General features: G+C 63.9%; 25 protein-coding genes and 1 pseudogene. 13 read left to right on the top strand and 13 right to left on the bottom strand.

Features of this window, described 5'->3' with window-relative positions:
* Both GTP44_RS01620 and GTP44_RS01615 read right to left on the bottom strand, forming a co-directional pair.
* On the bottom strand, positions 1 to 1,137 hold the full coding sequence (locus tag GTP44_RS01620) for a PAS domain-containing sensor histidine kinase (protein WP_161018043.1): 1,137 nt from the start codon (positions 1,135 to 1,137) through the stop codon (positions 1 to 3).
* A gap of 3 nt (positions 1,138 to 1,140) precedes the next feature.
* Positions 1,141 to 4,269 (bottom strand): DEAD/DEAH box helicase, encoded by a 3,129-nt coding sequence (locus GTP44_RS01615; RefSeq protein ID WP_161018042.1) that lies wholly within the window; start codon positions 4,267 to 4,269, stop codon positions 1,141 to 1,143.
* A 211-nt stretch (positions 4,270 to 4,480) separates the two neighbouring features.
* On the opposite strand from GTP44_RS01615, the gene GTP44_RS01610 reads away from it, so the two are divergent.
* Positions 4,481 to 6,829, top strand: a complete 2,349-nt coding sequence (locus tag GTP44_RS01610) for a Tex family protein (RefSeq protein ID WP_161018041.1) — start codon at positions 4,481 to 4,483, stop codon at positions 6,827 to 6,829.
* A gap of 58 nt (positions 6,830 to 6,887) precedes the next feature.
* Here GTP44_RS01610 and GTP44_RS28155 read toward each other — a convergent pair whose 3' ends face one another.
* A complete protein-coding gene (locus GTP44_RS28155) occupies positions 6,888 to 6,995 on the bottom strand; it encodes a hypothetical protein (protein ID WP_371867129.1) in 108 nt (35 codons plus the stop codon).
* A gap of 62 nt (positions 6,996 to 7,057) precedes the next feature.
* Positions 7,058 to 7,375, bottom strand: a complete 318-nt coding sequence (locus GTP44_RS01600; protein ID WP_161018039.1) for a PadR family transcriptional regulator — start codon at positions 7,373 to 7,375, stop codon at positions 7,058 to 7,060.
* A gap of 129 nt (positions 7,376 to 7,504) precedes the next feature.
* Between GTP44_RS01600 and grxD the strand changes: the two genes are divergently transcribed.
* Both grxD and GTP44_RS01590 read left to right on the top strand, forming a co-directional pair.
* Positions 7,505 to 7,816, top strand: a complete 312-nt coding sequence (grxD, locus tag GTP44_RS01595; RefSeq protein ID WP_008443113.1) for a Grx4 family monothiol glutaredoxin — start codon at positions 7,505 to 7,507, stop codon at positions 7,814 to 7,816.
* Positions 7,809 to 8,411, top strand: coding sequence for a UbiX family flavin prenyltransferase (locus GTP44_RS01590; RefSeq protein ID WP_161018038.1), 603 nt, complete (start codon positions 7,809 to 7,811; stop codon positions 8,409 to 8,411). Before grxD ends, GTP44_RS01590 begins: the two co-directional genes overlap by 8 nt.
* 2 nt (positions 8,412 to 8,413) lie before the next feature.
* On the opposite strand, the gene GTP44_RS27100 is transcribed toward GTP44_RS01590, so the two are convergent.
* Together GTP44_RS27100 and GTP44_RS01585 are read right to left on the bottom strand one after the other, a co-directional pair.
* On the bottom strand, positions 8,414 to 8,596 hold the full coding sequence (locus GTP44_RS27100; RefSeq protein WP_202423951.1) for a hypothetical protein: 183 nt from the start codon (positions 8,594 to 8,596) through the stop codon (positions 8,414 to 8,416).
* Positions 8,597 to 8,813: 217 nt separating this feature from the next.
* Positions 8,814 to 9,224: a hypothetical protein gene (locus tag GTP44_RS01585; RefSeq protein WP_308494292.1), complete on the bottom strand. Its 411-nt coding sequence runs from the start codon at positions 9,222 to 9,224 to the stop codon at positions 8,814 to 8,816.
* Positions 9,225 to 9,567: 343 nt separating this feature from the next.
* On the opposite strand from GTP44_RS01585, the gene GTP44_RS01580 reads away from it, so the two are divergent.
* The 5 genes from GTP44_RS01580 to GTP44_RS01560 all read left to right on the top strand — a co-directional run bounded on the left by GTP44_RS01580 (position 9,568) and on the right by GTP44_RS01560 (position 14,268).
* Positions 9,568 to 9,951: a MerR family transcriptional regulator gene (locus tag GTP44_RS01580; RefSeq protein ID WP_161018037.1), complete on the top strand. Its 384-nt coding sequence runs from the start codon at positions 9,568 to 9,570 to the stop codon at positions 9,949 to 9,951.
* Between the two features lie 108 nt (positions 9,952 to 10,059).
* Complete coding sequence (locus GTP44_RS01575; protein ID WP_161018036.1) at positions 10,060 to 11,244, top strand: isovaleryl-CoA dehydrogenase; 1,185 nt, start codon at positions 10,060 to 10,062, stop codon at positions 11,242 to 11,244.
* Positions 11,245 to 11,257: 13 nt separating this feature from the next.
* Positions 11,258 to 12,457: an acetyl-CoA C-acyltransferase gene (locus GTP44_RS01570; RefSeq protein WP_161018035.1), complete on the top strand. Its 1,200-nt coding sequence runs from the start codon at positions 11,258 to 11,260 to the stop codon at positions 12,455 to 12,457.
* Complete coding sequence (locus tag GTP44_RS01565; RefSeq protein WP_161018034.1) at positions 12,457 to 13,125, top strand: SDR family oxidoreductase; 669 nt, start codon at positions 12,457 to 12,459, stop codon at positions 13,123 to 13,125. The genes GTP44_RS01570 and GTP44_RS01565 overlap by 1 nt, the downstream gene beginning before the upstream one ends.
* Positions 13,126 to 13,140: 15 nt before the next feature.
* Positions 13,141 to 14,268, top strand: a complete 1,128-nt coding sequence (locus GTP44_RS01560) for an acyl-CoA dehydrogenase family protein (protein ID WP_161018033.1) — start codon at positions 13,141 to 13,143, stop codon at positions 14,266 to 14,268.
* Positions 14,269 to 14,379: 111 nt separating this feature from the next.
* On the opposite strand, the gene GTP44_RS01555 is transcribed toward GTP44_RS01560, so the two are convergent.
* The 7 genes from GTP44_RS01555 to GTP44_RS01525 all read right to left on the bottom strand — a co-directional run bounded on the left by GTP44_RS01555 (position 14,380) and on the right by GTP44_RS01525 (position 19,512).
* The gene (locus GTP44_RS01555) at positions 14,380 to 14,964 is read right to left on the bottom strand and encodes a flavin reductase family protein (protein ID WP_161018032.1); all 585 of its coding nucleotides are present in this window, start codon (positions 14,962 to 14,964) and stop codon (positions 14,380 to 14,382) included.
* Between the two features lie 10 nt (positions 14,965 to 14,974).
* Positions 14,975 to 15,892: a signal peptidase I gene (gene lepB, locus GTP44_RS01550; protein WP_161018031.1), complete on the bottom strand. Its 918-nt coding sequence runs from the start codon at positions 15,890 to 15,892 to the stop codon at positions 14,975 to 14,977.
* Entirely contained in the window at positions 15,889 to 17,175 is a 1,287-nt protein-coding gene (locus GTP44_RS01545; RefSeq protein WP_161018030.1) for an arsenic transporter, read from the bottom strand. The genes lepB and GTP44_RS01545 overlap by 4 nt, the downstream gene beginning before the upstream one ends.
* A complete protein-coding gene (locus GTP44_RS01540) occupies positions 17,169 to 17,615 on the bottom strand; it encodes an arsenate reductase ArsC (protein WP_161018029.1) in 447 nt (148 codons plus the stop codon). Before GTP44_RS01540 ends, GTP44_RS01545 begins: the two co-directional genes overlap by 7 nt.
* On the bottom strand, positions 17,612 to 17,911 hold the full coding sequence (locus GTP44_RS01535; RefSeq protein ID WP_161018028.1) for an ArsR/SmtB family transcription factor: 300 nt from the start codon (positions 17,909 to 17,911) through the stop codon (positions 17,612 to 17,614). Before GTP44_RS01535 ends, GTP44_RS01540 begins: the two co-directional genes overlap by 4 nt.
* Positions 17,912 to 17,970: 59 nt before the next feature.
* Complete coding sequence (locus GTP44_RS01530; protein ID WP_160988337.1) at positions 17,971 to 18,225, bottom strand: hypothetical protein; 255 nt, start codon at positions 18,223 to 18,225, stop codon at positions 17,971 to 17,973.
* 372 nt (positions 18,226 to 18,597) lie between these two features.
* Complete coding sequence (locus tag GTP44_RS01525) at positions 18,598 to 19,512, bottom strand: YihY/virulence factor BrkB family protein (RefSeq protein WP_161018027.1); 915 nt, start codon at positions 19,510 to 19,512, stop codon at positions 18,598 to 18,600.
* 94 nt (positions 19,513 to 19,606) lie between these two features.
* On the opposite strand from GTP44_RS01525, the gene GTP44_RS01520 reads away from it, so the two are divergent.
* The 5 genes and pseudogenes from GTP44_RS01520 to blaOXA all read left to right on the top strand — a co-directional run bounded on the left by GTP44_RS01520 (position 19,607) and on the right by blaOXA (position 25,109).
* The gene (locus GTP44_RS01520; RefSeq protein WP_161018026.1) at positions 19,607 to 20,845 is read left to right on the top strand and encodes a spore maturation protein; all 1,239 of its coding nucleotides are present in this window, start codon (positions 19,607 to 19,609) and stop codon (positions 20,843 to 20,845) included.
* Positions 20,829 to 22,298 (top strand): D-alanyl-D-alanine carboxypeptidase/D-alanyl-D-alanine endopeptidase, encoded by a 1,470-nt coding sequence (gene dacB, locus GTP44_RS01515; RefSeq protein ID WP_308494291.1) that lies wholly within the window; start codon positions 20,829 to 20,831, stop codon positions 22,296 to 22,298. The genes GTP44_RS01520 and dacB overlap by 17 nt, the downstream gene beginning before the upstream one ends.
* A gap of 12 nt (positions 22,299 to 22,310) precedes the next feature.
* A complete protein-coding gene (locus GTP44_RS01510; protein ID WP_160988340.1) occupies positions 22,311 to 23,282 on the top strand; it encodes an aldo/keto reductase in 972 nt (323 codons plus the stop codon).
* 75 nt (positions 23,283 to 23,357) lie between these two features.
* Positions 23,358 to 24,242: pseudogene (locus GTP44_RS28395) on the top strand (M56 family metallopeptidase); the annotation flags it as partial.
* Positions 24,243 to 24,368: 126 nt separating this feature from the next.
* A complete protein-coding gene (gene blaOXA, locus GTP44_RS28390) occupies positions 24,369 to 25,109 on the top strand; it encodes a class D beta-lactamase (RefSeq protein ID WP_443093264.1) in 741 nt (246 codons plus the stop codon).
* Positions 25,110 to 25,130 lie beyond the last annotated feature (21 nt).

The raw sequence follows: 25,130 nt of genomic DNA, 5'->3' as shown, positions 1-25,130 counted from the left end.
CTAGCTTGCGTCCAGGGAATTATCACTGCTGGCATCGACCCGCGCAAGGTTTTTCCCGGCGTCGGCCGCGACCGGCAGCCAAATCCGAAATTCCGTGCCGCTTTCAGAAACATTCCTGGCCGTCACCGTACCGCCGTGCACATCAACAATCGACCGCGCCATATACAGCCCCAGCCCCGATCCCGCCACGCCGACGGCGTTACTGCCACGGAAAGATTTCTCGAACACCCGTGGCAACTCCGTCTCGGCGATACCGTCGCCGTGATCGCGCACCAGGAACTCGATGCCACCTTCCGCTGCAATCTTGCCAACCAATTCTATCGGAATATCATCTTGCGTGTACTTAATTGCATTATCAAGCAACATCTCAAAACACAAACGCATGCCGGCGGGTTCACAACGTATGCCTTGCGGCAGGCCCTGGGTGTGGACGCTGATCTGCTTACGGCGCTGCCGCGCCTGCTCGGCGGCGGTTTCCAGCAACTGGGCGGGATTGATTTCGTTGGGTTGGCGCTCGCGGCCGAGGCTGGCCATGCGCTCGGGCGACAGGTATTCGTCCAGCATCGCCAGCATGCGGTCGACCGCGGTCTGAATCTTGCGGTAGCGCTTGCGGGTGGCCTCGTCGTGGTGGGCGCCGGTCATTTCCAGCCGCTGCACGGCGCCGTCGATGGTCGACAAGGGCGTGCGGAATTCGTGCGACAGCATGGAGGCGAACTTTTTCTGCTGCGCCGCCAGCTCGCGCCGCGCGCGCAGGTCGCGCACCACGCCGACCACCGTGGCCGGCGCGCCGTCGGCGCCGAGGATCAGCGTCGATTCGATTTCCACCGGCACCAGATGGCCGTCGGCGTGGGCCAGTTCGGTTTCACGCAGCGCGTGACGGCTGCTGGCGTCGCCATCGGCCTGGCTAGCCAGGCGCGCCGGCAAGTCCGCCAGCAAGCGCTGCGCCAGACTGTGCGCGGTGTCCAGCGTGTAGCCGAACTGGCGTTCGGCCGCCGGACTAAGCCAGGTGAGCCGCCGCGTGGCGCAGTCGGCCATCCAGCTGATCTCACCGCTGTGTTCCAACAGCAACCGATAGCGGGCTTCGTTGGCTTGGGATGTTTCTAACGCTGCCTGGAGTTCCGCTATCGTCTGGCCCATTGATTACTCCACCAAAGGTGCGAAGATTTGTTGCAGGTCTTCCTGGGTGAGCGCCATTTTCTGCGACTCGCCTTCCGCCAGGATCGATTGCGCCAGGTCGGACTTCTTCTGCTGCAAGAGCTGAATCTTCTCTTCCAGCGTGCCCTTGGCGATCAGTTTATACACGAACACCGGCTTGTCCTGTCCGATACGCCAGGCGCGGTCGGTGGCCTGGTTTTCTGCGGCCGGATTCCACCACGGATCGTAGTGGATCACGGTGTCGGCGGCCGTCAGGTTGAGGCCGACGCCGCCGGCTTTCAGCGATATCAGGAAGATCGGCACGGCGCCCTGCTGGAACGCCGCCACCTGGGCGCTGCGATCCTTGGTGTCGCCGGTGAGCAAGGCGTAGGGAATGTCGCGCGTCTCCAGTTCTTCCTGGATCAGCTCCAGCATGCTGGTGAACTGCGAAAACACCAGAATCTTGCGCTTCTCTTCCAGCAAGTCCTCGACCATCTGCATCAGGTCGAGCAGCTTGGCCGAGCCGGCCTGCTGCTGTTTCTTGGTGGTGGACTTGACCAGCCGCGGGTCGCAGCAAACCTGGCGCAGCTTCAGCAGCGCCTCCAGAATGACGATCTGGCTGCGCGCCACGCCCTTGCGGTCGATTTCCTCGCGCACTTTCTGATCCATGGCCAGGCGCACGGTTTCGTACAGGTCGCGCTGGGCGCCGGTCAGTTCGACCTTGCGCACCATCTCGGTCTTCGGCGGCAGTTCTTTCGCCACGCTGTCCTTGGTCCGGCGCAGCAGGAACGGCTTGATGCGGCGGTTCAGCAGCGCGCGGCGCAGCGGATCGTCCTGGCGCTCGATCGGGTGGCGGAACACGGTGTTGAAGCCCTTCTCGTCGCCCAGCAGACCGGGCAGCAGGAAGTGGAATTGCGACCACAGCTCGCCCAGGTGGTTCTCCAGCGGCGTGCCGGACAGGCACAGCCGATGCCGCGCGCGCAGCAGGCCGGCGCTCTGGGCCGCTTTCGAGCGGGTGTTCTTGATGTAGTGCGATTCGTCCAGGATGACCAGGTGGAAATCGTGCTCGCGCAGTTTTTCCTCGTCGCGCGGCAGCAGCGCGTAGGTGGTCAGCACCAGGTCGGCTTCGTCGATCTGGTCGAACTGGCCCATGCGCTCCTTGCCTTGCAGCAGCAGCACCTTGAGGCCGGGCGCGAAACGCGCGGCTTCTTCCTGCCAGTTGCCCATCAGGCTGGTGGGCGCGATGACCAGCGCCGGCGCGGTCAGGCGGCCGGCTTCCTTTTCCACCAGGATGTGCGCCAGCGTCTGCACGGTTTTCCCCAGGCCCATATCGTCGGCCAGGATGCCGGCGAAGCCGTATTCGCGCAGGAACTGCATCCACGACAGGCCGTCGGTCTGGTAGTCGCGCAGCGTGGCTTGCAGGCCGGCCGGGGTGGCGACGCGTTTGACCGAACCAAACTGGTTCAGGCGGGCGCCCATGTCGCGCAGCGCTTCGCCGCCGGTCCACGCCATTTCCACGTTGCGGGCCAGCTCGTCGAGGCGGGCGGCGTCCAGCGTGGCCATGTGCAGCGCGTTTTTGATTTTGTCGCTGAAATACAACTCGCCCAGCGTGCTCAGTATCGGCCGTACGCGGGCCCACGGCAGGGCGACGCGGCTGCCGTCGGCCAGCGTGGCCAGCATCTGGTCGTCCTCGCCGTGGTTGGCGATGACTTTCGGATTGAAATCGTTCGGCGCGTTGCGGATCAGCTGCACCAGCACCGGCAGCAGCGGCACGCGCTCCTGGTTGACCATGATGCCCAGTTCCAGATCGAACCAGGCGTGGCCACCGTCGGCCTCGTCTTCCACCACCTCGGCGTACCAGTCGCCGACTTCGACCGTGTCGTAGCGGTATTTGACGGTTTTTTCGATTTTCCAGCCGGCCTGCTTGAGCGCGGCGATGCCGTCGCGGGCGAAGCGCAGCCATTCGGCCTGGCTCGGCAGCAACAGGCCGCCCTTGACGCTGCTCAGCGGCAGCGCCGTCGGCGGCACGAAATGGCGTTCGTTCAGCAGCGCCAGCGCGGCGGCCTCGGCGGCCTCATCGCGCTGGATGATCTCGGTGACATCGCCCTTCTGGCGCACCACGCGCTGCGACGGGTCGAACGACACGCGCTCGCCGTCGTAGTCGTAGGACAGCACGGCGAAGTCGTGCCAGCGCTGGGCGGGGCCGTCGGCCAGCATGGCGGCGTCTAGCGTCAGCACCGGACGCGGCTTGACGTCGTCGCGCAGCCGCTGCGGCAGCGCCTGCGGCAGCGGCATCAGGCCCTGCAGGCCGTGCGCCAGCAGCAGCTGGGAGACGCGCATCTTGTCGGTATTGGTCAGCAGCGGCGCCTGCGCCACCAGCGCCTGCAGGTCGGCCAGCGGAATTTGCGTGCCCCCCTGGTTCAGTTGCAGCACGCCGCAGGACAGATTGTCGATGTACCACGGCGGATCGGTCGGCAGCATGTAGTCGACCTGGTCGGCGCCGACATGCTTGGCGCCCGGCGGCGGCGCCACCTGCCAGCCGAGGCGCAAGCCCTTGCCTTCCTCGCGCCAGGCCAGGTTGGCCTCGCGTAGCACGCCGCCTTTCAATGGATAGACCAGGCCGTTGCCGACGTCGGCCCACGAGTTGGCCCACAATAATTTGTCCTGCTCGGCCAGCATCTGCAGCAGCGCCGCGCCGATTTTGCCGCGCGGCTCGGTCGCCGAGCCGGTCTGGGAATTCTGGCCGCTGCGCATGGCGACGAAGAAGCGGATCAGGTCCTCATCGGCTGGCGTCATGAAAGTCGGTGGCGTCGACAGCAGCGAAAACACCTCGCTGACCGGACTGGCCGCCGCCACGTCGCCGTTCGGGCGCAAGCGGGCTTTGTACAGGCACAGCGCCACATGGCGGCCACCGCTGGTGGGCGCCAGCACGTAGATCAGCTTGTACTGGGTTTGTTTCGGATCGTTGTCGACCGGCGGCGGGCTCAGCTTGGCCTTGGGATGCGCGGCGGCATCCACACGCTGCAGCCAGGTGGCCACGGCATAGGACAGTTGGTTCGCGGGCGGCGCGTGGCGTGGAGCGGCCGGTGCCGGAGCAGCTGGAGCATCAGTGGCGTCGTCGCGGGTAAAATCCATAGGGCGCATTGTTGGTCAAAGATGGTTCAAAAACGGCAACAGGCAATATTATCCGCCATTGAAGCGTTCGTGTTTATGCTTTCTTTAAAAACCTGCACTAAAAGTGGGCTTGCACACGCCCACCGTCGATTTGTGACAAGACTGGCAAAAGAATGGCAACTTCGTGCTGATGTCGTATTATTCCGGGCTTGTCTGTCTAGGAACCACCACCATGTTGCCTTCCATCGAACAACGTCTCGCCCTGGAACTGTCCGCCAAGCCGGCCCAGGTCGCCGCCGCCATCGCCCTGCTGGACGAAGGCGCCACCGTCCCCTTCATCGCCCGCTACCGTAAAGAGGCGACCGGCGGCCTGGATGACGTCCAGCTGCGCCTGCTCGAAGAGCGCCTGCGCTACCTGCGCGAACTGGAAGACCGCCGCGCCAGCATCATCGCCTCGATCACCGAGCAAAACAAAATGACACCAGAGTTGTTAGATGCTGTCACGCACGCGGAAGACAAGACCCGCCTGGAAGACTTATATCTTCCGTACAAGCAAAAACGCCGCACCAAGGCCCAGATCGCCATCGAGGCCGGCCTGGCGCCGCTGGCCGACGCCCTGCTGGCCAACCCGGACCTGCAGCCGGAGACCGAGGCGGCCACCTACCTGCGCGCGGCGTTCACCACCGCCGACGGCAACAATCCGGGCGTGGCCGACGCCAAGGCCGCCCTCGACGGCGCGCGCCAGATCCTGATGGAACGCTTCGCCGAAGACGCCACGCTGCTGCAATCGCTGCGCGAATATGTGCAAGAGCATGGCATCGTGGAATCGAAGGTTATTGAAGGTAAGCAAGAAGAAGGCGAAAAATTCGCCGATTACTTCGACTATTCGGAAACCCTGGCCACGGTGCCGTCACACCGCGCCCTGGCGTTGATGCGCGGCCGCCGCGAAGGCGTGCTGGACGTGACGCTGCGCCTCGATTCCGAGCCGGAAAAGCCGAAATGGGACGCGCCGCACAATCCGTGCGAAAGCCGCATCGCCGCCCGTTTCGGCATCAAAAACAGCGGCCGCCCGGCCGACAAATGGCTGTCCGACACGGCCCGCTGGACCTGGCGCGTGAAGAGTTTCATGCATCTCGAAAGCGAGCTGATGGGCGCGCTGCGCGAAAAATCCGAAGCGGACGCCATCACCGTCTTCGCGACCAACTTGAAAGCCTTGCTGCTGGCGGCCCCGGCCGGCCAGCGCGCCACCATGGGCCTGGACCCGGGTCTGCGCACCGGCGTCAAAGTGGCGGTGGTGGACGCCACCGGCAAGGTGGTCGACACCGCCGTGATCTATCCGCACCAGCCGAAAAACGACTGGGAAGGCGCGCTGCACACGCTGGGCAAGCTGGCCGCCAAGCACAATGTGTCGCTGATTTCGATCGGCAACGGCACCGCCTCGCGCGAGACCGACAAGCTGGCGCAGGACCTGCTCAAGCGCTTCCCGGAGCAGAAGATGAACAAGATCGTCGTCTCCGAAGCCGGCGCGTCGGTGTATTCGGCCTCCGAATATGCGTCGAAAGAGCTGCCGGACATGGACGTGTCGCTGCGCGGCGCGGTGTCGATCGCCCGCCGCCTGCAGGACCCGCTGGCCGAGCTGGTGAAGATCGACCCGAAATCGATCGGCGTCGGCCAGTACCAGCACGACGTCTCGCAGACGCAGCTGGCGCGCACGCTGGACGCGGTGGTCGAGGATTGCGTCAACGCGGTCGGGGTCGACGTCAACACCGCGTCGGCGCCGCTGCTGGCGCGCGTGTCCGGGCTGTCGTCGTCGGTGGCGCAGGCGATTGTCGCGTATCGCGACGTCAAGGGCGCGTTCACCTCGCGCGCCGGGCTGAAGGCCGTGCCGCGCCTCGGCGACAAGACGTTTGAACAGGCGGCCGGCTTCCTGCGCGTGATCGGCGGCGACAATCCGCTGGACGCCTCGGCGGTCCACCCGGAATCCTACCCGGTGGTGCAGAAAATCCTGGCCGACATCCAGAAAGACATCCAGGGCGTCATCGGCGACAGCGCGCTGATCAAGCGGCTGCAAGCGGCCAAGTACGCCGACGACAAATTCGGCGTGCCGACCGTGACCGACATCCTGAAGGAACTGGAAAAGCCGGGCCGCGACCCGCGTCCGGAATTCACCACCGCCACCTTCAAGGAAGGCGTGGAGGACATCAAGGACCTGCGTCCGGACATGATTCTGGAAGGCGTGGTGACCAACGTCGCCGCCTTCGGCGCCTTTGTCGATATCGGCGTGCATCAGGACGGGCTGGTGCACATCTCGGCGTTGTCGAACACCTTCGTCAAAGATCCGCACACGGTGGTCAAGGCCGGCCAGGTGGTGAAGGTGAAAGTGCTGGAGGTGGACGAGAAGCGCAAGCGCATCGCCCTGACCATGCGCCTGACCGACAGCGCGCCGCAAGCCGGTTCGCAGCCGCAGCAGCGTGGCGACCGCAACGACCGCCGCGCCATGGGCCAGCAGCAAAAACAGACCGCGCGCGAGCCGGCGATCGGCGGCAGCATGGCCGCCGCCTTCGCCAAGCTGCGCGGTTAAGCGGCGCGCTTGAGGGCGGCAATGCGCCGCCCCAGCCGCACCGCGCTGTAGGCGGCGATCAGGCCGAAGCCCAGCGATACGCCATATTCGCCGGCGCCCCGCGCTGGAATGTGTACAAGCCCAACAACGAGTTCACCGCGCTCAGATGCCATCCCCGCGCGGCCATGCCTTGCAGCCACGCCTGCTGCTCCTCATCCTGCCAGACCCACCAGATTTTGAACTTTTTTATCATTTCCATGTCACCCCGCGCGCGCTGTTCACCATGATTTCCAGCCGGCGCACCTGCTCCGCCAGCACCGACCGGCCCAGTTCCGTCAGCGCATAAATCTTGCGCCGCTCCTCTTCCGCCACCTTGACGATCAATGCCTGCTTCTCCAGCGTGCCGAAAATGCCGTACAGCGTGCCCGGCCCCAGCGCGACGCTACCGGCGCTCATCGCTTGCGCCTGCTGCATGATGGCGTAGCCGTGCAGCGGCCGCTGGCTCAGCGCCAGCATCACGTAGAACGTGGCTTCGGACAGGGGCAGGTACTTGGCAAACTGGGTCATATGTCGCTAGTCGCTATATCGGAACTCGATATAGCGATCATACGCGGATTTTTTGCCGCGTCAAATACATCGCGCGCGCATTTCTTATAAAATGCCGATATTCCACATCTTTTACCCCTAGAGGCAGCTATGAGCGACGTACAAACCTGGATCAAAGAAACCGTGACCAACACTCCGGTGGTGCTGTTCATGAAGGGCACCGCCCAGTTCCCACAATGCGGCTTCTCCGGCCGCGCCATCCAGATCCTGAAAGCGTGCGGCGTGGAAAACATCGCCACCGTCAACGTGCTGGAAGATCCGGAAGTTCGCCAGGGCATCAAGGACTATTCGAACTGGCCAACCATTCCGCAGCTGTACGTGAAGGGTGAATTCATCGGCGGTTCGGACATCATGAATGAAATGTTCGAGTCGGGCGAACTGAAAGCGCTGCTGGATGCCTGATCGCCCGCAGCGGATCATCATCGCCATCACCGGCGCCACCGGCGCGGTGTATGGCGTGCGTCTGCTGCAACATTTACGCGATCTTAACGGCGTCGAAACCCATCTGCTGATTTCGGACGCCGCCGTCCTCACGCTGCACCAGGAAACCGGCTTGCAGCGGCGCGCAGTGGAATCGTTGGCCGATGTGGTGCACAAGGTGCGCGATGTCGGCGCCGCTATCGCCAGCGGCTCGTTCCAGAGCGACGGCATGGTGATCGCCCCCTGCTCGATGAAAACGCTGGCGTCGGTGGCCCATGGCCTGTCCGACAACCTGATCGCGCGCGCGGCCGACGTGGTGCTCAAGGAGCGCCGCCGGCTGGTGCTGATGGTGCGGGAAACCCCGTTCAACCTGGCGCATCTGCGCAATATGACGGCGGTCACGGAAATGGGCGGCATCATCTTCCCGCCGCTGCCGAGCTTCTATCACAACCCGCAAAGCATCGACGAGATGGTCGACCACACGGTCGCGCGCGTGATCGACCTGTTCAGTATCGAGCACGCGCTGGCGCCGCGCTGGGCGGGCCTGAAGAGCGCCTCTGGCGGCGACGCGGGCTAAGCTCAGCGCTTGTCGTAGTAAGAACTGCTGGCGCGTTTCAATTCCTGCGCCTCTTCCAGCATCCGGCGCTGGGCGATACGTTTGCGCATGACTTCAGCATGCTGAGCGGCGCTCATGGGCGGGGCGGTCATCAAATCTTTCAGCTGCGCGGCATTGCTGTAGTTGCTTTTCATCAAACGGCTCAAAGCGTGACTCCCCAAAAAGTAGGTTCTGTCCTATTGTGCCTGAAATCCGTGTCGGGACCATGACTATTCGCAAACGTGGCGAAAATAAAAAGGACGCCGCCTGTGGTGCGCGCTGATCCGAACAAAAACCGGCAAAAGATGAAACCTGTTTCACATCATGCATGATGCGGCGGTCGCGTGTCGGTCAACATTGCTCCGTAGTACTACGTAAAAATAACTACTTTTGGTAATTCACCCGCACCAGCATGCGGATAAATTCGCGCGCGATCTGGCGATGGTGTTCGTCCAGGCGCTGCAAATCCGCGATCAGCTTGACGTCGGCCGACTCGAACCGCGAGGCCGCCGCGCCGTTGTCGCCCGCCGGCGCGCCGTCCTCCGGACCGCCGAAGCGCAGCCATTCCGCCGGCACGCCCAGCCACTGAGCGATCATGCGCAGCTTTTCCTGCGTCGGAATCGCCTCACCGACGAGCCACTTCCGCGCGGCGTGCACGGTAATCGGCCGGCCATCGAAACGGATGTTGAATTCGCGCGCCAGCCGGGTGGGACTGTCGGGCGAATAATGGGCATTCTTGAGAGCCTGTTGAAGCCGCTGGCTAAAGCTTTCGCGTTCATTAGAAGAATTCATCATTGCACTATTTCACGTTGCGTCATGAAAGTCAGTCTATGCGAGGGGCGCGGCAATCGTAACTTCCTACGGCATTATAATTAACATTCTAGCTTCTGCCAGAGCCAACGACGGGCAAATTTGCGGGTGAATTTTATTCGGCCAGCCAGCGCGGGATGGCTATGATCCTGCCGCGTGGCCTTTCACGTCGCACGATACCATTGCGCATCTTGTTGGTCACGGGTCGCCACCAAGTCTACGTTCTACCAGTGTGTTTCGCGCTACAATGGTTTGACGTTGACGTTGACGTTGACGTTGACGTTGACGTTGACGTTGACGTTGACGTAAACGGAAATCCATATAAAACATGTCCACCTACACCATTACCGAACTGGCGCGCGAATTCGACGTGACCGCGCGCGCCATCCGATTCTATGAAGACCAGGGGCTGCTGAGCCCATCGCGCGAAGGTGCGGGCGGCCGCAACCGCGTGTATACCGGGCGCGACCGCACCCGCCTGAAGCTGACGCTGCGCGGCAAGCGTCTGGGGCTATCGCTGGCCGAGATCAAAGGCCTGGTCGACATGTACGAGACGCCCAAGGACTCGGCGGCGCAGATGCACCGCTTCCTGAATGTGCTGGGCCAGCACCGCGAAACGCTGGAACAGCAACGCGAAGACATCGAAATGTCGCTGGCCGAAATTCAGGCCCACGAAGACGAATGCAAGCGCCTGCTGGCCGCACAAACCTAACCCCGGTGTCAGGTCTGACACCGGGGTTGACGCCGTAGTTGACGTTTACGTTAACGTCATAGCGGCGTATGATGGCCGTTCCGGATTTCATACACAATAGAGGAAGACATGCTCCATCTCCCAGGCCTGACCTTTGACCATGGCGAGGATATCGCCGCGCTGCGCGAGGCCGTGCAGCAGTTCGCCGCCGCCGAGATCGCCCCGCGCGCGGCCGAGATCGACCGCAGCGATCAGTTCCCGATGGACCTGTGGCGCAAAATGGGCGAGCTGGGCGTGCTCGGCATCACCGTGCCGGAAGAGTATGGCGGCGCCAATATGGGCTATCTGGCCCATATCGTGGCGATGGAGGAAATCTCGCGCGCCTCGGCCTCGGTCGGCCTGTCGTATGGCGCGCACTCCAATCTGTGCGTCAATCAGATCAAGCGCAACGGCAACGTGGCGCAAAAACAGCAATACCTGCCGAAGCTCATTTCCGGCGAGTACATCGGCGCGCTGGCGATGTCCGAACCCAACGCCGGCTCCGATGTGGTCAGCATGAAGCTGCGCGCCGACCTCAAGGGCGATCACTACGTCCTCAACGGCACCAAGATGTGGATCACCAACGGCCCCGACGCCGATGTGCTGGTGGTCTACGCCAAGACCGACCTCGACGCCGGCCCGCGCGGCATGACCGCCTTCCTGATCGAGAAGGGCAGCAAGGGCTTTTCGATCGCGCAGAAGCTGGACAAGCTGGGCATGCGCGGCTCCCACACCGGTGAACTGGTGTTCGAGGATTGCGAAGTGCCCGTCGAAAACGTGCTGGGCGGCGTCGGCAAGGGCGTCAATGTGCTGATGTCCGGCCTCGACTTCGAGCGCACCGTGCTGTCCGGCGGACCGCTGGGCATCATGCAGGCCTGCATGGACGTGGTGGTGCCTTACATCCACGACCGCAAGCAGTTCGGCCAGGCGATCGGCGAGTTCCAGCTGATGCAAGGCAAAATCGCCGATATGTACTCGACCATGATGGCCTCCAAGGCCTACGTCTATGCGGTCGGCCAGGCCTGCGACCGCGCCGTCACGCCGGAACAGGTGCGCAATCTGCGCAAGGACGCCGCCGGCGCCATCCTCTACAGCGCCGAAAAGGCGACCTGGATGGCCGGCGAGGCGATCCAGACGCTGGGCGGCAACGGCTATATCAACGAATACCCTGTGGGCCGCCTGTGGCGCGACGCCAAGCTGTATGAAATCGGCGCCGGCACCAGCGAAATCCGCCGCATGCTGATCGGCCGCGAGCTGTTCGCAGAAACTTGTTAAGGGAGATTTGAGCATGAACGATCCTATCGTTATCGTCGGTGCCGCGCGCACCCCCATGGGCGCCTTCCAGGGCGACTTTTCCAGCAAGGCCGCGCACGACCTGGGCGCCGTCGCGATCCAGGCCGCCGTTGAACGCGCCGGCATCGACGCCAAGCTGGTCGAACATGTCTACTTCGGCAACTGCCTGATGGCCGGCCAGGGTCAGGCGCCGGCGCGTCAGGCGCTGTTGAAGGCCGGCTTGCCAACGTCCACCGGCGCCGTCACGCTGTCCAAGATGTGCGGCTCGGCGATGCAGGCCGCCATCTTCGCGCACGATCAGCTGGTGGCCGGCAGCGCCGACGTGGTGATCGCCGGCGGCATGGAGTCCATGACCAATGCGCCTTACCTGATTCCAAAAGCGCGCGGCGGCTACCGCATCGGCCACGGCATGATGTTCGATCACATGATGTACGACGGTCTGGAAGACGCCTACTCGCGCAACGAAAAGACCGGCGAAGGCCGCTCGATGGGTACCTTCGCCGAAGAGTGCTCGGCCAAGTACGCGCTCACCCGCGAGGCGCAGGATAACTTCGCCATCGCCTCGGTGAAACGCGCGCAGGTCGCCACCAATGAGGGCTACTTCAAGTGGGAGATCGCACCGGTCACCGTGACCTCGCGCGCCGGCGACACCGTCATCGACAAGGATGAAGGCCCGCTGAAAGCGAAGGTCGACAAAATCCCGACGCTGCGCGCCGCGTTCAAGAAGGACGGCACCATCACCGCCGCCTCGTCGTCGTCGATCAACGACGGCGCCGCCGCGCTGGTGATGATGCGCGAATCGAAGGCCAGGGAACTCGGCCTGACGCCAATCGCCCGCATCCACGGCCACGCCACCTTCGCGCAGGAGCCGGACTGGTTCACCACCGCGCCAATCGGCGCCATCGAAAAGCTGTACAAAAAAATCGGCTGGAGCACCAAGGACGTTGACCTGTTCGAGATTAACGAAGCTTTCGCCGCCGTGCCGATGGCCGCCATGCACGACCTGGATATCCCGCACGACAAGGTCAACATCCACGGCGGCGCCTGCGCGCTGGGCCACCCGATCGGCGCCTCCGGCGCGCGTATCATCGTCACCCTGCTGGGCGCACTGAAACGCACCGGCGGCAAGAAGGGCGTGGCGGCGCTGTGCATCGGCGGCGGCGAAGCGACCGCGATGGCCGTGGAGCTGGTGTAATGGCGACGGTATTGGTGATCGGCGCATCGCGCGGCATCGGCCTTGAACTGGTCAAGCAGTATCGCAAGGACGGCTGGCGCGTGATCGCCACAGCGCGCAAGCAGGAAGACTGCGACGCGCTGGCGGCGTTGGGCGCCGAGCCACACAAGCTGGATGTGAACAACGTCGAAGCGGTGGCCGGCATCGGCTGGAAGATGGATGGCGAAGAGCTGGATGTCGCCATCCTCAACGCCGGTGTGTATGGCCCGCGTCACGATGGCTTCCCGACCGAGGCCGATTTCAACTCGGTCATGCACACCAATGTGCTGGCGGCCATGCGCCTGCTGCCGATCCTCGCGCCGCTGGTGGGCGCGGCGCAGGGCAAGCTGGCGGTGCTGTCGTCGCGCATGGGGTCCTTGAGCGAGCGCCAATCGCCGCAAGGCTCGCTGTACCGCGCCAGCAAGGCCGCGCTCAATTCGGTGCTGATCGACACGGCGCTGGTGCATGGCAAGCAGGGCGTCACCTGCGTCGCCTTCCATCCGGGCTGGGTGCAGACCGACATGGGCGGCGCCGGCGCCGACATCACGGTGGAACAAAGCGCCAGCGGCATCCGCGCGACGCTGGCGGCGCTCCCTACGTCCGAGCAAGCGGTGTACCGCGCCTACGATGGCACCACCATTGGCTGGTAAAAGGGAAGAGACACGATGCTACTAAGTCAGGAACACGAAATGATCCGTGACGCCCTGCGCACTTTCGCGCAAGAGCGTCTCGCCCCCAACGCCGCCCGCTGGGACAAGGAGCACCACTTCCCGAAGGAAGAGCTGAAGGAGCTGGCGGCGCTGGGCGCCTTCGGTGTCGCCGTGCCCGAGGAGCTGGGCGGCGCTGGCATGGATTACGTGTCGCTGGCCCTGGTGCTGGAGGAGATTGCGGCGGGCGATGGCGGCACGTCCACCATCATCTCAGTCAACAACTGCCCGGTGTGCAGCATCGGCATGATGTATGCGAACGCGCAGCAGAAGGAACAATGGCTGCGGCCACTGGCACAAGGCGCGATGCTGGGCGCGTTCTGCCTCACCGAACCGCACACCGGCAGCGACGCCGCCGCATTGCGCACCACCGCCACGCGCGATGGCGATCACTATGTGCTGAACGGCGTCAAACAGTTCATCACCAGCGGCAAGCATGCGGACGTGGCGATTGTCATGGCGGTCACCGACAAAGCGGCGGGCAAGAAAGGCATCAGCGCCTTCTGGGTGCCAACGGCGACGCCGGGTTACATCGTCGCCGGCATTGAACACAAGATGGGGCAGCACTCATCGGACACCGCGCAGATCGTGTTCGAGAACTGCCGTATCCCGGCGGAGAATCTGATCGGCGCGGAAGGCCAGGGTTACAAGATCGCCTTATCCGGATTGGAGGGCGGCCGCATCGGCATCGCCTCGCAGTCGGTGGGCATGGCGCGCTCCGCGTATGAAGCGGCGCTGAGCTATGCGCGAGAACGGGAAAGCTTCGGTAAGCCGATCTTCGAGCATCAGTCGGTGCAATTCAAATTGGCCGAGATGGCGATGCAGATCGAAGCCGCGCGCCAGCTGATCCTGCACGCCGCAGCAATGAAGGACGCCGGCCTGCCGTGCCTGAAGGAAGCCGCGATGGCCAAACTGTTCGCCTCCGAGATGGCGGAAAAGGTCTGTTCGGATGCGATCCAGATCCACGGCGGCTACGGCTACGTCAGTGACTTTCCAGTGGAACGCATCTACCGCGACGCGCGCGTATGCCAAATCTACGAAGGCACCAGCGACATCCAAAAAATCCTCATCGCCCGCGCCCTCTAACCGCCGTTCCCGCGCAGGCGGGAACCCATGGAACGCATCAAGCACAGATATCCGCGTGCTGCTCAAACCACATCAACTTCTTCACGTTGTATTGCTTGGTGAATCCGTTTGTCAGGTTTTGTTGGTATCCGCCACCACCGCTTCGCCGATGGCGTAGAAATTGCCGCCGGCGATGTAGTGCAGGCTGCGCCACCGCGGGTCAGCCTTCTCGAAAGCCCAGTGGCCGTTCTGGAATACGCGGTCATCCGCATACGCGGCCACCACTTCGCCGATGAACAAGTCGTAGACCTGCTCATTGCGCGGCTCCGGCAGCACTTTGCAGATCAACCATGCCGACGATCCGGCCACCAGCGGCACATCGTAACCGTCAACACGGAACAGCCGCACGCCAGCCTTGGTCAGCTTGTCCGGGGTATCGTTGGCGCTGGTGTGACCGACATCATAGGTCAGCCGCAGCTGCGCCATATTCGGCACCTGCAGCGCGAAGTAGCCGCTCTTTTCCACCAGCGGACGCGTGGCCGTCGCCTTGTCCAGCACCAGCGTCACCTTCGGCGGCGCAAAATCCAACGCGCACGACCACGCCGCCGACATCACATTCTCCACGCCGTCATGGCTGGCCGACACCAGCACCGTCGGTCCATGATTCAATAGGCGATAAGCTTTTTCAAGTGCTACCGGTTTGATATGCTGATCCAATCCTGGCTCCTCAAGTTCGGGGCGGAACAATGTACACCACCTTGCCAATCACCGATTTGGCCGGCACAAAGCCCCAGTAGCGGCTATCCAGGCTGTTGTCGCGATTGTCGCCCATGACGAAATAGCTGGCCGCCGGCACCGTGCAGCTCAAGGCCGTAGCGCCGACCTGGCATTGCGGCGGCAGCTGTGCGTCTTGCTGCATCCACCATGCCGCCGCCTCCTTGACCAGGTAGTCATGTTCGATCCGGTCCAGCCGCTGACGATAGCGCTGCAGGGGCACCAGCTGATTTTCATCCAGATACTCCGGTAGCGCCTTGCCACGAACGTCGACGCCGTTGACATACAGGCGCTTGTCGTCGCGGTATTCAATATGGTCGCCCGGCAGGCCGACCAGGCGCTTTATAAAGCTCTGGCGCGGATCACGCGGCCAGTCGAACACGATCATGTCTCCCCGTTCCAACGGCTGCGAGATGCCGCCATTGCCGAAGCTGAAACCCATCGTGCTGTAATGACCGTAACCCCATTTCTGCACCAGCACATTGGAGCGAACCGGAAGCGTCGGCAGCATCGCCGAAGATGGCACCTTGAACGGCTCATAAGCAAACACCCGCAACAGCACGACGAAAATGCCAACGCCGGCCACCATCGCCAGCATGCCATACCAGCGCGCGTACCACGGGCGGATCGCCTGTTCCGGCGCGGCCGCGGCCAACCGGTAGGCAAGCCAGATCCACAATGCAATCAGCGCCAACGACAGGATTCCGGCGGCACCCTCGGCCAATTGGCCTGGCAGCAGGAAACCGGCGAGGCCCAATGCCAGCGATATGGTGAAGCTGATCACAGCCCAGCGCGGAGCGCCCACATACAAGAACGCCAGCGGCGTGGCAAAGATACTCAGTACTACGGCAATCCACTTCTTCGGTTTCACGTTATCCCCAGGCGCACTGCTAATGCCGCCAATGTGACAAACAAAACCGGCAACGTCAAGCAGATGCCGACGCGGAAGTAGTAACCCCACGAGATGCGCGTGCCCTTGTTGGCCAGCACGTGCAGCCATAGCAGCGTCGCCAGGCTGCCGATCGGCGTGATCTTCGGACCGAGATCGCTGCCGATCACGTTCGCATACACCATCGCTTCGCGCACCGCGCCCTGCGCCGACGTGGCATCCACCGACAAGGCGCCGATCAACACGGTCGGCAGGTTGTTCATGATCGACGACAGAATCGCGGTCAGGAAGCCGGTGCCCATGGCCGCGCCCCATACGCCATATTGCGCACACCAGTTGAGCGCCGCTGTAAGGTAAGCCGTCAGCCCCGCGTTGCGCAAGCCGTACACCACCAGATACATCCCCAGCGAAAAAATCACGATCTGCCAAGGCGCGTGCAGCAGCACCTCGCGCGTGGAGATGCGGTGTCCGCGCGACGCCACCACCAGCAGCACCAGCGAGCCCACCGCCGCCACCACGCTGATCGGCACGCCCATCGGTTCGATGACGAAGAAGCCGATCAGCAGCAGGCCCAGTACCCACCAGCCGGCGATGAAGGTGGCGCGGTCACGAATCGCCAGCGCCGGATCTTTGATCTGCCGCACATCGTAGTCCGCCGGAATATCGCGGCGGAAGAACCACAGCAGCACCGCCAGCGTGGCCGCGACGGCGACAACATTCACCGGCACCATCACCGCCGCGTAGCGCGCGAAGCTGATGCCGAAATAATCCGCCGAGACGATGTTCACCAGGTTCGACACCACCAGCGGCAGGCTGGCCGTATCGGCGATAAAGCCGGCCGCCATCACAAACGCCAGCGTGGCGCGCGCGGAAAACCGCAGCTCGTGCAGGATGGCGATGACGATCGGCGTCAGGATCAGCGCCGCGCCATCGTTGGCGAACAGGCCGGACACCGCGGCCCCCAGCAACACCAGCAGCACGAACAACCGCTTGCCGCTGCCGCCACCCCAGCGCGCCACATGCAGCGCCGCCCATTCGAAGAAGCCGGCCTTGTCCAGCAGCAGGCTGGTGACGATGATGGCGACGAACGTCGCCGTCGCGTTCCAGATGATGTGCCACACCACCGGAATATCGCCGACATGGATCACGCCCGCCAGCAAGGCCGCCGCCGCGCCCAGCGAGGCGCTCCAGCCGATACCCAGGCCACGCGGCTGCCAGATCACCAGCACCAGCGTGGCGATAAAAATCAGCAAAGCGTTCAGCATCCGATACGCTCCAGTGCTTGTTGCGAAATCGCCGGTAGCGCCAGAAAGGCTTCGATGCGCGCGCGGATGATGCGGTAAGCCTGCTCAAACGCAGCTTCGATTTCCTCTTCCGTTCCCACCACATGACTCGGGTCATCGACACCCCAATGCGCGCGCAGCGCCGGCGCCAGATAAGCAGGACAAGTCTCGCCAGCCGCGCTGCCGCAGACGGTGATCACAATATCCGGCGTGACCGGCAGGTGATCCCACGATTTGCTGTAGCAGCCCTCGGTGGAGATACCTTTGCGCGCCAGTAGCGCCAGCGCGCGCGGATGCAGTTGGCCGGCCGGCCGGCTACCGGCGCTGATCGCGCGCCAAGCCAGCGGCGCCAGATGATTGAAAATGGCCTCGCTCAAAATGGAGCGGCAGGAATTGCCGGTACACAGAAAAAGAATATTCATGGTTTGCACGGGACACCGCCGCAGCAGTTTTCAGTTAAAAAGTTGATCAGACCATTCATCGCGGCGATGTCGGCCGAGTAAATGACGAACCGTCCCTGCTGGCGCGAGGCGATCAGGCCGGCGTGCGACAGTTCCTTCAGGTGAAACGACAGCGAGGACGGCGCAATAGCGAGCCGCTCGCCGATTTTACTGGCGGCCAGCCCCTCCGGACCGGTCTGCACCAGCAAGCGAAACACGGCAAGCCGGCTTTCCTGCGCCAGCGCCGCCAGCGCGGCCAGGGTTTGTTTGGTATTCATGCTGGCATACTAGCGCATACACTTCTACATTTCAAATAATATTGAAATATTAGCGAAATTCAGTTCGACATGAAGTCGGAACGAATATCGATCAGCTCGGCGCTGGGGAGGGCGCGCTGCACGTCGGCGATGGCGCTGGACAGGGCAGCGGCGGGACTGTCGGCGGCACGCAGGAATTCCAGCACCAGATAGCCGGCGCGGTTGACGCTCACCCGCGCGTCCGCGCAGTCGCAGGCGGCCAGTTGTCCGGCCAGCTGATCGTCGTCGCGGCACTGGCTCGGCAACCGGTAGCGGAGCGTAAAAGCGAATTCCATCGTGCACCTCCATCAGCACTTCAGAATAAGCTGACACCGTCCGCCCCCTTTGGGCGAACGCAAGCTGCGGACGAAAAAAAAGCCCGCATCGCTGCAGGCTTCGTTCCAATGTATTACCTATGCTTCAATCGTACCGGGCTCCAGGGCTATATGCCAAGTGAGGCGGCGTCTCAGGCGCCCATGCTATCTGCGTGGTGCCCCTGACGTGTAAATCGACTAACGTTTTCGGGATTACAACTCCAGCGTCTGCGTCACCTGCGCCATCGAACTTACACAACTCTGGGCGCGGCGCATCGGCCGGATGTGGGACTGTTTGCAGGCAAACCTCAACCACGGACGTAGTGTACCACACATTTTGTGCGGCGCACAAATTTATTGTGCCGGTGCTTCCGTGGTCAGCGGCCGGGCGGCGCGGCGCGGCCGTTCGCGGCCCACCCGCTCGAACTCGGAAATAACCTGCGCGCCGAACAGCAGCAGCGTGGCGCCGATCTCCAGGCTGAACATGACGATGATGGCGGTGGTCATCGAGCCGTACACCACGTTCACCTGCGACAGCGTGGAGAAGTACCACACCAGGATGTGGCGGGCGATTTCCCACAGCAGCGCCGCCGTTACGCCGCCGATCAGCGCGTGCGACGGCGACAGCCGTCCGACCGGCATCACCAGATAAATCGACGACAGCACCAGCACCTCGCCGGCAAAACCGAGCAGGTACAGCAGCACACCCGACACGCCGTTCAGCGACCAGTTGTAACCGAACAGGCGCACACTCTCCTCGCCCATCACCTGCAGGCTGCCGGCCACCAGCGTCACCAGCAGCATGCCGGCCCCCAGCGACAGGATGTAGCAGTAGGGCATGACCGCCGAGATCATGAAATGCCGCCGCCGGATCGCCACCCGGTGCTTGAAGATCACGCACATGGCGTTCTCCAGCACGGTGAACGCCAGCGAGCTGAAGAACAGCATGGTCACCACCAGCACGCCGCCGACCAGGTCGCGATGTTCGAGGAAATGCGCCACCTCCGCCACGATCGGCCTGGATTGCCCCGGCACCACATAGTTCAGATAGCGGCCGACCGCCGACAGCAATTCGGCCTGATCGATGACGTGCGACAAGGCCACCACCACCAGCATCAGCAGCGGCAGGATGGACAGCAGCGAGTAATACGCCACCGCGCCCGCCAGCAGCAGGCCTTGATTGGCGCGAAAGCCCTTCAGGCATTGCACCGTGAAATCCATGGGATGACCGGCCACATAGGCCAGCGCCCGGCGGTTGAATAAGTTCATACGAACAATTCTAGGCACAGCCCGACGCGCGGTATGTGCGGCGGCGTCCAGATAGCGCTTATACTTTGCGTCTACATTACTGCACTCAAGAAATATGTCGCTCAATTACATCTGGTCTGGATTCTTCCTGGTGGGCTTCCTGGCCGCGCTGGCCCAGTTCATCTTTCTGGGCGACACCGAAATTTTCAAGCGCATCATCGACGGCACCTTCGACTCGGCCCGCACCGGCGTGATGGACATCGCCCTGCCGCTGGCCGGCGTGATGACCTTGTGGCTGGGCATCATGAACATCGGCGAGAAGGCCGGCGCCATCGACCTGCTGGCCAAGCTGATCGCGCCGTTCTTCTCGCGCATCTTCCCGGGCGTGCCGTCGAATCACCCGGCCACCGGCCACATGGTGATGAACTTCTCGGCCAACCTGCTGGGCCTGGACAACGCCGCCACGCCGTTCGGCCTGAAGGCGATGGAAAGCCTGCAAACGCTCAACCCCAACAAGGACGAGCCGACCGACGCGCAAATCATGTTCCTGGTGCTGCACACCTCGGGCCTGACCTTGATTCCGCTGGCCATCATGGCGCAGCGCTCGATCCTGGGCGCGGCCGATCCCTCGGATATTTTCATCCCCTGCATGGTGGCGACCTATGTGGCGACCATGACCGGCATCATCGCCGTGGCGATCCGCCAGCGCATCAACCTGTTCAACCGCGTGGTGGTGGGCTGGCTGGGCGGCATCACCGCCTTCATCATCGGCATCGTTTTTTATTTCACCCATTATCTGACCAAGCCGGAGATTGAAGTAGTCTCCAAGGTGTTCAGCAACTTTGTGCTGATCGCCGTCATCGGCGGCTTCATCATTGGCGCCTTGCGCAAGAAGGTCAATGTCTACGAGGCGTTTATCGAAGGCGCCAAGGGCGGCATCCAGACCTCGATCACCGTCATTCCGTACCTGGTCGGCATGCTGGTGGCGATCAGCGTGATCCGCAACGCTGGCCTGCTGGGCTTTATCGTGCAGGGCTTCAGCTGGCTGTTCAGCTTCCTCGGCTTCAACACCGACTTCGTGCCGGCGCTGCCGACCGCGCTGATGAAGCCGCTCAGCGGCAGCGCCGCCAAGGCCATGATGATCGACACTATGCAAACCTACGGCGTCGATTCCTTTGTCGGCCGCCTGGCCTGCGTGTTCCAGGGCTCGGCCGACACCACTTTCTACATTGTCGCGCTGTACTTCGGCTCGGTTGGCATCCGCAAGACGCGCTATGCGATCTCGTGCGGGCTGATCGCCGATCTGGCCGGCGTGATTGCCGCGATTGCGATTTCCTATGTCTTCTTCTACTAAGCTGTTGCGCCGCCTGGTGGCGGCCGCCTTTCTCGTCACCGGCGTTGCCCAGGCCGCCTTGCCGGAGCCGGTGGCGCAACTGATGCAGGCCGCGCGCATCCCGCAGGAGGCCGCCGGCGTGATCGTGCTGCGCGGCGAGGCGGTGCTGGTGTCGCACAACGCCGGACAGAGCATGTCGCCGGCGTCCACCATGAAGCTGTTCACCACGCTGACGGCGCTGGAGCAGCTGGGGCCGGCCTTCCGCGGCCGTACCGAATTGCGCAGCGACGCCGAGGTGGTCGACGGCGTCCTGATGGGCGACCTGATCCTGCGCGGCGGCGCCGACGCCGACCTCAACGCGGACGCGCTGACGCACATGCTGGAAGCGCTGCGCAACCAGGGCATCCGCCGCATCCAGGGCGACCTCGTCATCGACCGGCTGCTGTTTACGCCGTCGCGGCCGGCGCTGGGGCAGCCGCCGTTTGACGAGTATCCATGGGCGTATTACAACGTCATCCCGGACGCCGCGCTGGTCAACACCAACCTGCTGAAAGTGACAATGCGCTCCACCGCCGATCAGGTCTCGCTGGTGATGCAGCCGGAGCTGGACAAGGTCAGCATCCGCTCGGACATGCAGCTGAGCGACACCCCCTGCGCCACCTGGGAAAACGGCTGGCGCACGCCGAGCTACGCGCGCCAGGGCGACCGGATTGAAGTGATCCTGCACGGCGCCTTCCCGAAAGACTGCACCAAGGCCACCAGCATCAACGTGCTGGACAGCCAGGACTATCTGGCACGCCTGCTGCTGGCCGCATGGCACAAGCTCGGCGGCAGCCTGAACGGCGAGGTGCGCGAGGCCACATCGTCTGCGGCCCAGCCGACACGGCTGCTGGCCGAACACGTCTCGCGCTCGCTGCCCGAGATCCTGCGCGACACCAACAAGCTGTCCGACAACACGCTGGCCCGCACCATCTTCCTCAGCCTGGGCAGTCTGGAAGCCGACCCCATGCTGGGCAGCAAACCGCTGCCGCCCGACGCCGGCGGCGCCAGCACGCCGATGCGGGCCGAGACCGCGATCCGCGCCTGGCTGCGGCAACACAACATCGACGGCAACGGCCTGGTGCTGGACAACGGCTCGGGCCTGTCGCGCAGCGAACGCGCCACGCCGGCCCAGTTGGCCGGCGTGCTGCAAGCCGGTCTGAAAAGCCTGTGGATGCCCGAGTTCCTCGCCAGCCTGCCGATCGCCGCCACCGACGGCACCATGCGCCGCCGGCTCCAGGACAGTCCCGCCGCCCAGCGCGCGCGGCTGAAAACTGGTAGCCTGAAAGGCGTTATCGCCATCGCCGGTTATGTGACCGACGCCAACAACCAGCCGTGCATCGTGGTCGCCATCCTCAACGACGAACATGTCGCCAACGGCGCCGGCCGCGCCGTGCTGGACACGCTGGTCGATTGGGTGGCGCGCAGCAACTAACCGGAGCCCCACATGAAGCAACGCGCATTAGGCACTCAAGGATTAACCGTTTCCGCCCAGGGACTGGGCTGCATGGGCATGAGCCACGCCTACGGCAACGCCGACGAGGCGGAATCGATCGCCACGCTGCACCGCGCGATCGAGCTGGGCATCAACTTCTTCGACACCGCCGAGGTGTACGGCCCCTACACCAACGAAGAGCTGCTGGGCCGCGCCTTCAAGGGCCGCCGCGACGAAGTGGTGCTGGCGACCAAATTCGGCTTCCATATCGGCGTGGCCAACGCCGTCACCAGCGACCCGGCGCATATCCGCGTGGCCGTCGAAGGCTCGCTGCGCCGGCTCGGCACCGATTACATCGACTTGCTGTACCAGCACCGTATCGATCCGGCCGTGCCGATCGAGGACGTGGTCGGCGTCATGGGCGAACTGGTCAAGGAAGGCAAGGTGCGCTACCTCGGTCTGTCCGAAGCCGGTGTGAACAATATCCGCCGCGCCCACGCCGTGCATCCGATCAGCGCGCTGCAAAGCGAATACTCGCTGTGGGAACGCAATCTGGAAGCCGGGATCATTCCGGTGCTGCGCGAGCTGGGCATCGGCCTGGTGCCGTTCAGCCCGTTGGGACGCGGCTTCCTGGCCGGCACCGCCAAGCGCGCCGAAGCGTATCCACCGACCGATTTCCGCCATCAGGACCCGCGCATGCAGGGCGCCAACTTCGACGCCAATATGGCCGCCGCGCAAACCGTGCGCGACCTGGCCGCCGCGCGCGGCCTCGCGCCTGGGCAGATCGCGCTGGCGTGGGTGCTGCGGCAAGGCGACGACATCGTGCCGATTCCCGGCACCCGCCGCCGCGTCAATCTGGAGCAGAACGCCGCCGCCACGGATATCGTGCTCAGCCCGCAGGAAATCGCCACGCTGGAAGACGCCCTCAAGACCATCGCCGGCCCGCGCTACAGTCAGGAGCGTATGGCCACCGTGGACCGCTAAGCGATATGCGGGACGCTTGACCTGATTGCGACAACTGTCGCATAATGGTGGCAACAGTCGCACGCGGAGTATCCCATGGCCCTATCCCATCTTTTCACCGGCATTGACCTGCTGGCGTTCCAGTTCCTGCTGGCCAGCGGCGGCTGCGTGGCCGCCGGCTTGGGCGTGTGGGTGGTAATGACGCTGTGTCGCCGCTGGCTGCCCGGCATCGCCGCCCAGCGTTCGGTGTGGCTGCTGGGCCAGTGCACCATCATTGCCGCATTCCTGCTGATTCTGCTGCCACAAAGCGAGCGCCTGCGTCTGCTGCCGCCGATTGATATCGAAGAATTCGCCGCGCCGCGCGCCCCGGCCGCCGCCAACACGACCAACGTTGCCGCCGCCAGCCAGCCGCTGGTCGCCAGCGAAACGGCCAGCCCGCGCATCTATCTGACCTGGGCCGCCTATGGCTGGCTAGTACTGTACGCCGCCGGCCTGGGCGAAGCGCTGGTCCGTCTGCTGCGCATCCGCCGCACGCTGCACGCGCTGGCCGCCGCCGGCCACCAAACCAGCGCGCAGCCGATGGACACCTTTGAAGTCGACGCGCCGATCTCGCCGATGCTGTTTGGCCTGTTCCGTCCGCGCCTGCTGCTGCCGCGCCACCTGCGCGGCTTTGACAGCGGCCAGCGCCAGCTGATCCTCGACCACGAGCTCACGCACTGGCGCCGCCGCGATCTGCACTGGGCCGGCGCCGGCATTCTGCTGCAAACGCTGCTGTGGTTTAATCCCTTCATGCGGCTGCTGCGCAACCGTCTGGCGTGGGCGCTGGAACTGGGCTGCGACCGCGATGTGCTGCAAGGCCGTCCGCCAGCGCAACGCAAGGCCTATGCCGCCGCGCTGGTCGCCCAGCTCAAGCTGCAGCAGGCGCCGATCGCCACCGCGCTCGCCTTCGGCAACGTCACGCATGACACGCTGGCCAGCCGCATCGCGCTGATACGCGATCCACGCGGCGCGCTGCACAGCCGCTGGGCGCGCATCGCCACCGTGGCCGGCCTGGCCGGCGTGCTGGCCGCGAGCCTGGCGCTGCAACCGTCGCTGGCCTCGCAACGCATGGCCCAACTGTCGTGCACCACGCTGATGGACGCCGCCACCGGCCAGCGCCTGCTGCACGACGGCCAGTGCGACGCCCGCGCCACGCCGGCCTCCACCTTCAACATCGTGGTCAGCCTGATGGGCTTTGACAGCGGCATCCTGGTGGACGAGCACACCCCGGTCATGCCATACAAACCTGGCTACACCGACTGGAACGAAAGCTGGCGCACCGAGACCGACCCCACCAGCTGGCTCATCACCTCCAACGTGTGGTTCGCGCAGAACGTCACCCGTCAGCTGGGCGAGGCGCGCGTGCAGCGTTACATCGACGGCTTCGGCTACGGCAACCGCGATATCAGCGGCGACGCCGGCAAGCACAATGGCCTGACGATGTCGTGGATCGGCTCGTCGCTGCAAATTTCGCCGGACGAGCAGGTGGACTTCCTGCGCAAGATCGTCAATCGCCAGTTGCCGCTATCGGCCAGGGCCTATCAGATGACCGGCCGCATCCTGCCGGCGCAAACGCTGGCCAACGGCTGGACCATCCACGGCAAGACCGGCACCGCGTCGCTGGTGCTGCCGGATGGCAGCGACGACAAACAGCGCGTTTACGGCTGGTACGTCGGCTGGGCCACCAAGGGTGCGCGCACCATCGTGTTCGCCCGCATGATGCTGGACCACCGACAGGAATCCTACGCCGGCGCCCGCGCGCGGCAAGCCTTCCTGAGCGAAGTCGCCACCCAACTGGATACGCTTTAATCCCCCCCAACCAAAGGAGCT

This window comes from Duganella lactea (assembly GCF_009857505.1).
Taxonomy (GTDB): Bacteria; Pseudomonadota; Gammaproteobacteria; order Burkholderiales; family Burkholderiaceae_D; genus Rugamonas; species Rugamonas lactea.
This window is presented reverse-complemented; position numbering and strand designations above follow the sequence as displayed.

Excerpts from the sequence above, each read along its gene's own strand:
- GTP44_RS01620 (WP_161018043.1), bottom strand. The coding sequence starts at position 1,137 with ATGGGCCAGACGATAGCGGAACTCCAGGCAGCGTTAGAAACATCCCAA.
- GTP44_RS01615 (WP_161018042.1), bottom strand. The coding sequence starts at position 4,269 with ATGGATTTTACCCGCGACGACGCCACTGATGCTCCAGCTGCTCCGGCA.
- GTP44_RS01610 (WP_161018041.1), top strand. The coding sequence starts at position 4,481 with ATGTTGCCTTCCATCGAACAACGTCTCGCCCTGGAACTGTCCGCCAAG.
- GTP44_RS28155 (WP_371867129.1), bottom strand. The coding sequence starts at position 6,995 with ATGGCCGCGCGGGGATGGCATCTGAGCGCGGTGAACTCGTTGTTGGGC.
- GTP44_RS01600 (WP_161018039.1), bottom strand. The coding sequence starts at position 7,375 with ATGACCCAGTTTGCCAAGTACCTGCCCCTGTCCGAAGCCACGTTCTAC.
- grxD (WP_008443113.1), top strand. The coding sequence starts at position 7,505 with ATGAGCGACGTACAAACCTGGATCAAAGAAACCGTGACCAACACTCCG.
- GTP44_RS01590 (WP_161018038.1), top strand. The coding sequence starts at position 7,809 with ATGCCTGATCGCCCGCAGCGGATCATCATCGCCATCACCGGCGCCACC.
- GTP44_RS01585 (WP_308494292.1), bottom strand. The coding sequence starts at position 9,224 with ATGATGAATTCTTCTAATGAACGCGAAAGCTTTAGCCAGCGGCTTCAA.
- GTP44_RS01580 (WP_161018037.1), top strand. The coding sequence starts at position 9,568 with ATGTCCACCTACACCATTACCGAACTGGCGCGCGAATTCGACGTGACC.
- GTP44_RS01575 (WP_161018036.1), top strand. The coding sequence starts at position 10,060 with ATGCTCCATCTCCCAGGCCTGACCTTTGACCATGGCGAGGATATCGCC.
- GTP44_RS01570 (WP_161018035.1), top strand. The coding sequence starts at position 11,258 with ATGAACGATCCTATCGTTATCGTCGGTGCCGCGCGCACCCCCATGGGC.
- GTP44_RS01565 (WP_161018034.1), top strand. The coding sequence starts at position 12,457 with ATGGCGACGGTATTGGTGATCGGCGCATCGCGCGGCATCGGCCTTGAA.
- GTP44_RS01560 (WP_161018033.1), top strand. The coding sequence starts at position 13,141 with ATGCTACTAAGTCAGGAACACGAAATGATCCGTGACGCCCTGCGCACT.
- GTP44_RS01545 (WP_161018030.1), bottom strand. The coding sequence starts at position 17,175 with ATGCTGAACGCTTTGCTGATTTTTATCGCCACGCTGGTGCTGGTGATC.
- GTP44_RS01540 (WP_161018029.1), bottom strand. The coding sequence starts at position 17,615 with ATGAATATTCTTTTTCTGTGTACCGGCAATTCCTGCCGCTCCATTTTG.
- GTP44_RS01535 (WP_161018028.1), bottom strand. The coding sequence starts at position 17,911 with ATGAATACCAAACAAACCCTGGCCGCGCTGGCGGCGCTGGCGCAGGAA.
- GTP44_RS01530 (WP_160988337.1), bottom strand. The coding sequence starts at position 18,225 with ATGGAATTCGCTTTTACGCTCCGCTACCGGTTGCCGAGCCAGTGCCGC.
- GTP44_RS01525 (WP_161018027.1), bottom strand. The coding sequence starts at position 19,512 with ATGAACTTATTCAACCGCCGGGCGCTGGCCTATGTGGCCGGTCATCCC.
- GTP44_RS01520 (WP_161018026.1), top strand. The coding sequence starts at position 19,607 with ATGTCGCTCAATTACATCTGGTCTGGATTCTTCCTGGTGGGCTTCCTG.
- dacB (WP_308494291.1), top strand. The coding sequence starts at position 20,829 with ATGTCTTCTTCTACTAAGCTGTTGCGCCGCCTGGTGGCGGCCGCCTTT.
- GTP44_RS01510 (WP_160988340.1), top strand. The coding sequence starts at position 22,311 with ATGAAGCAACGCGCATTAGGCACTCAAGGATTAACCGTTTCCGCCCAG.
- blaOXA (WP_443093264.1), top strand. The coding sequence starts at position 24,369 with ATGGCCCAACTGTCGTGCACCACGCTGATGGACGCCGCCACCGGCCAG.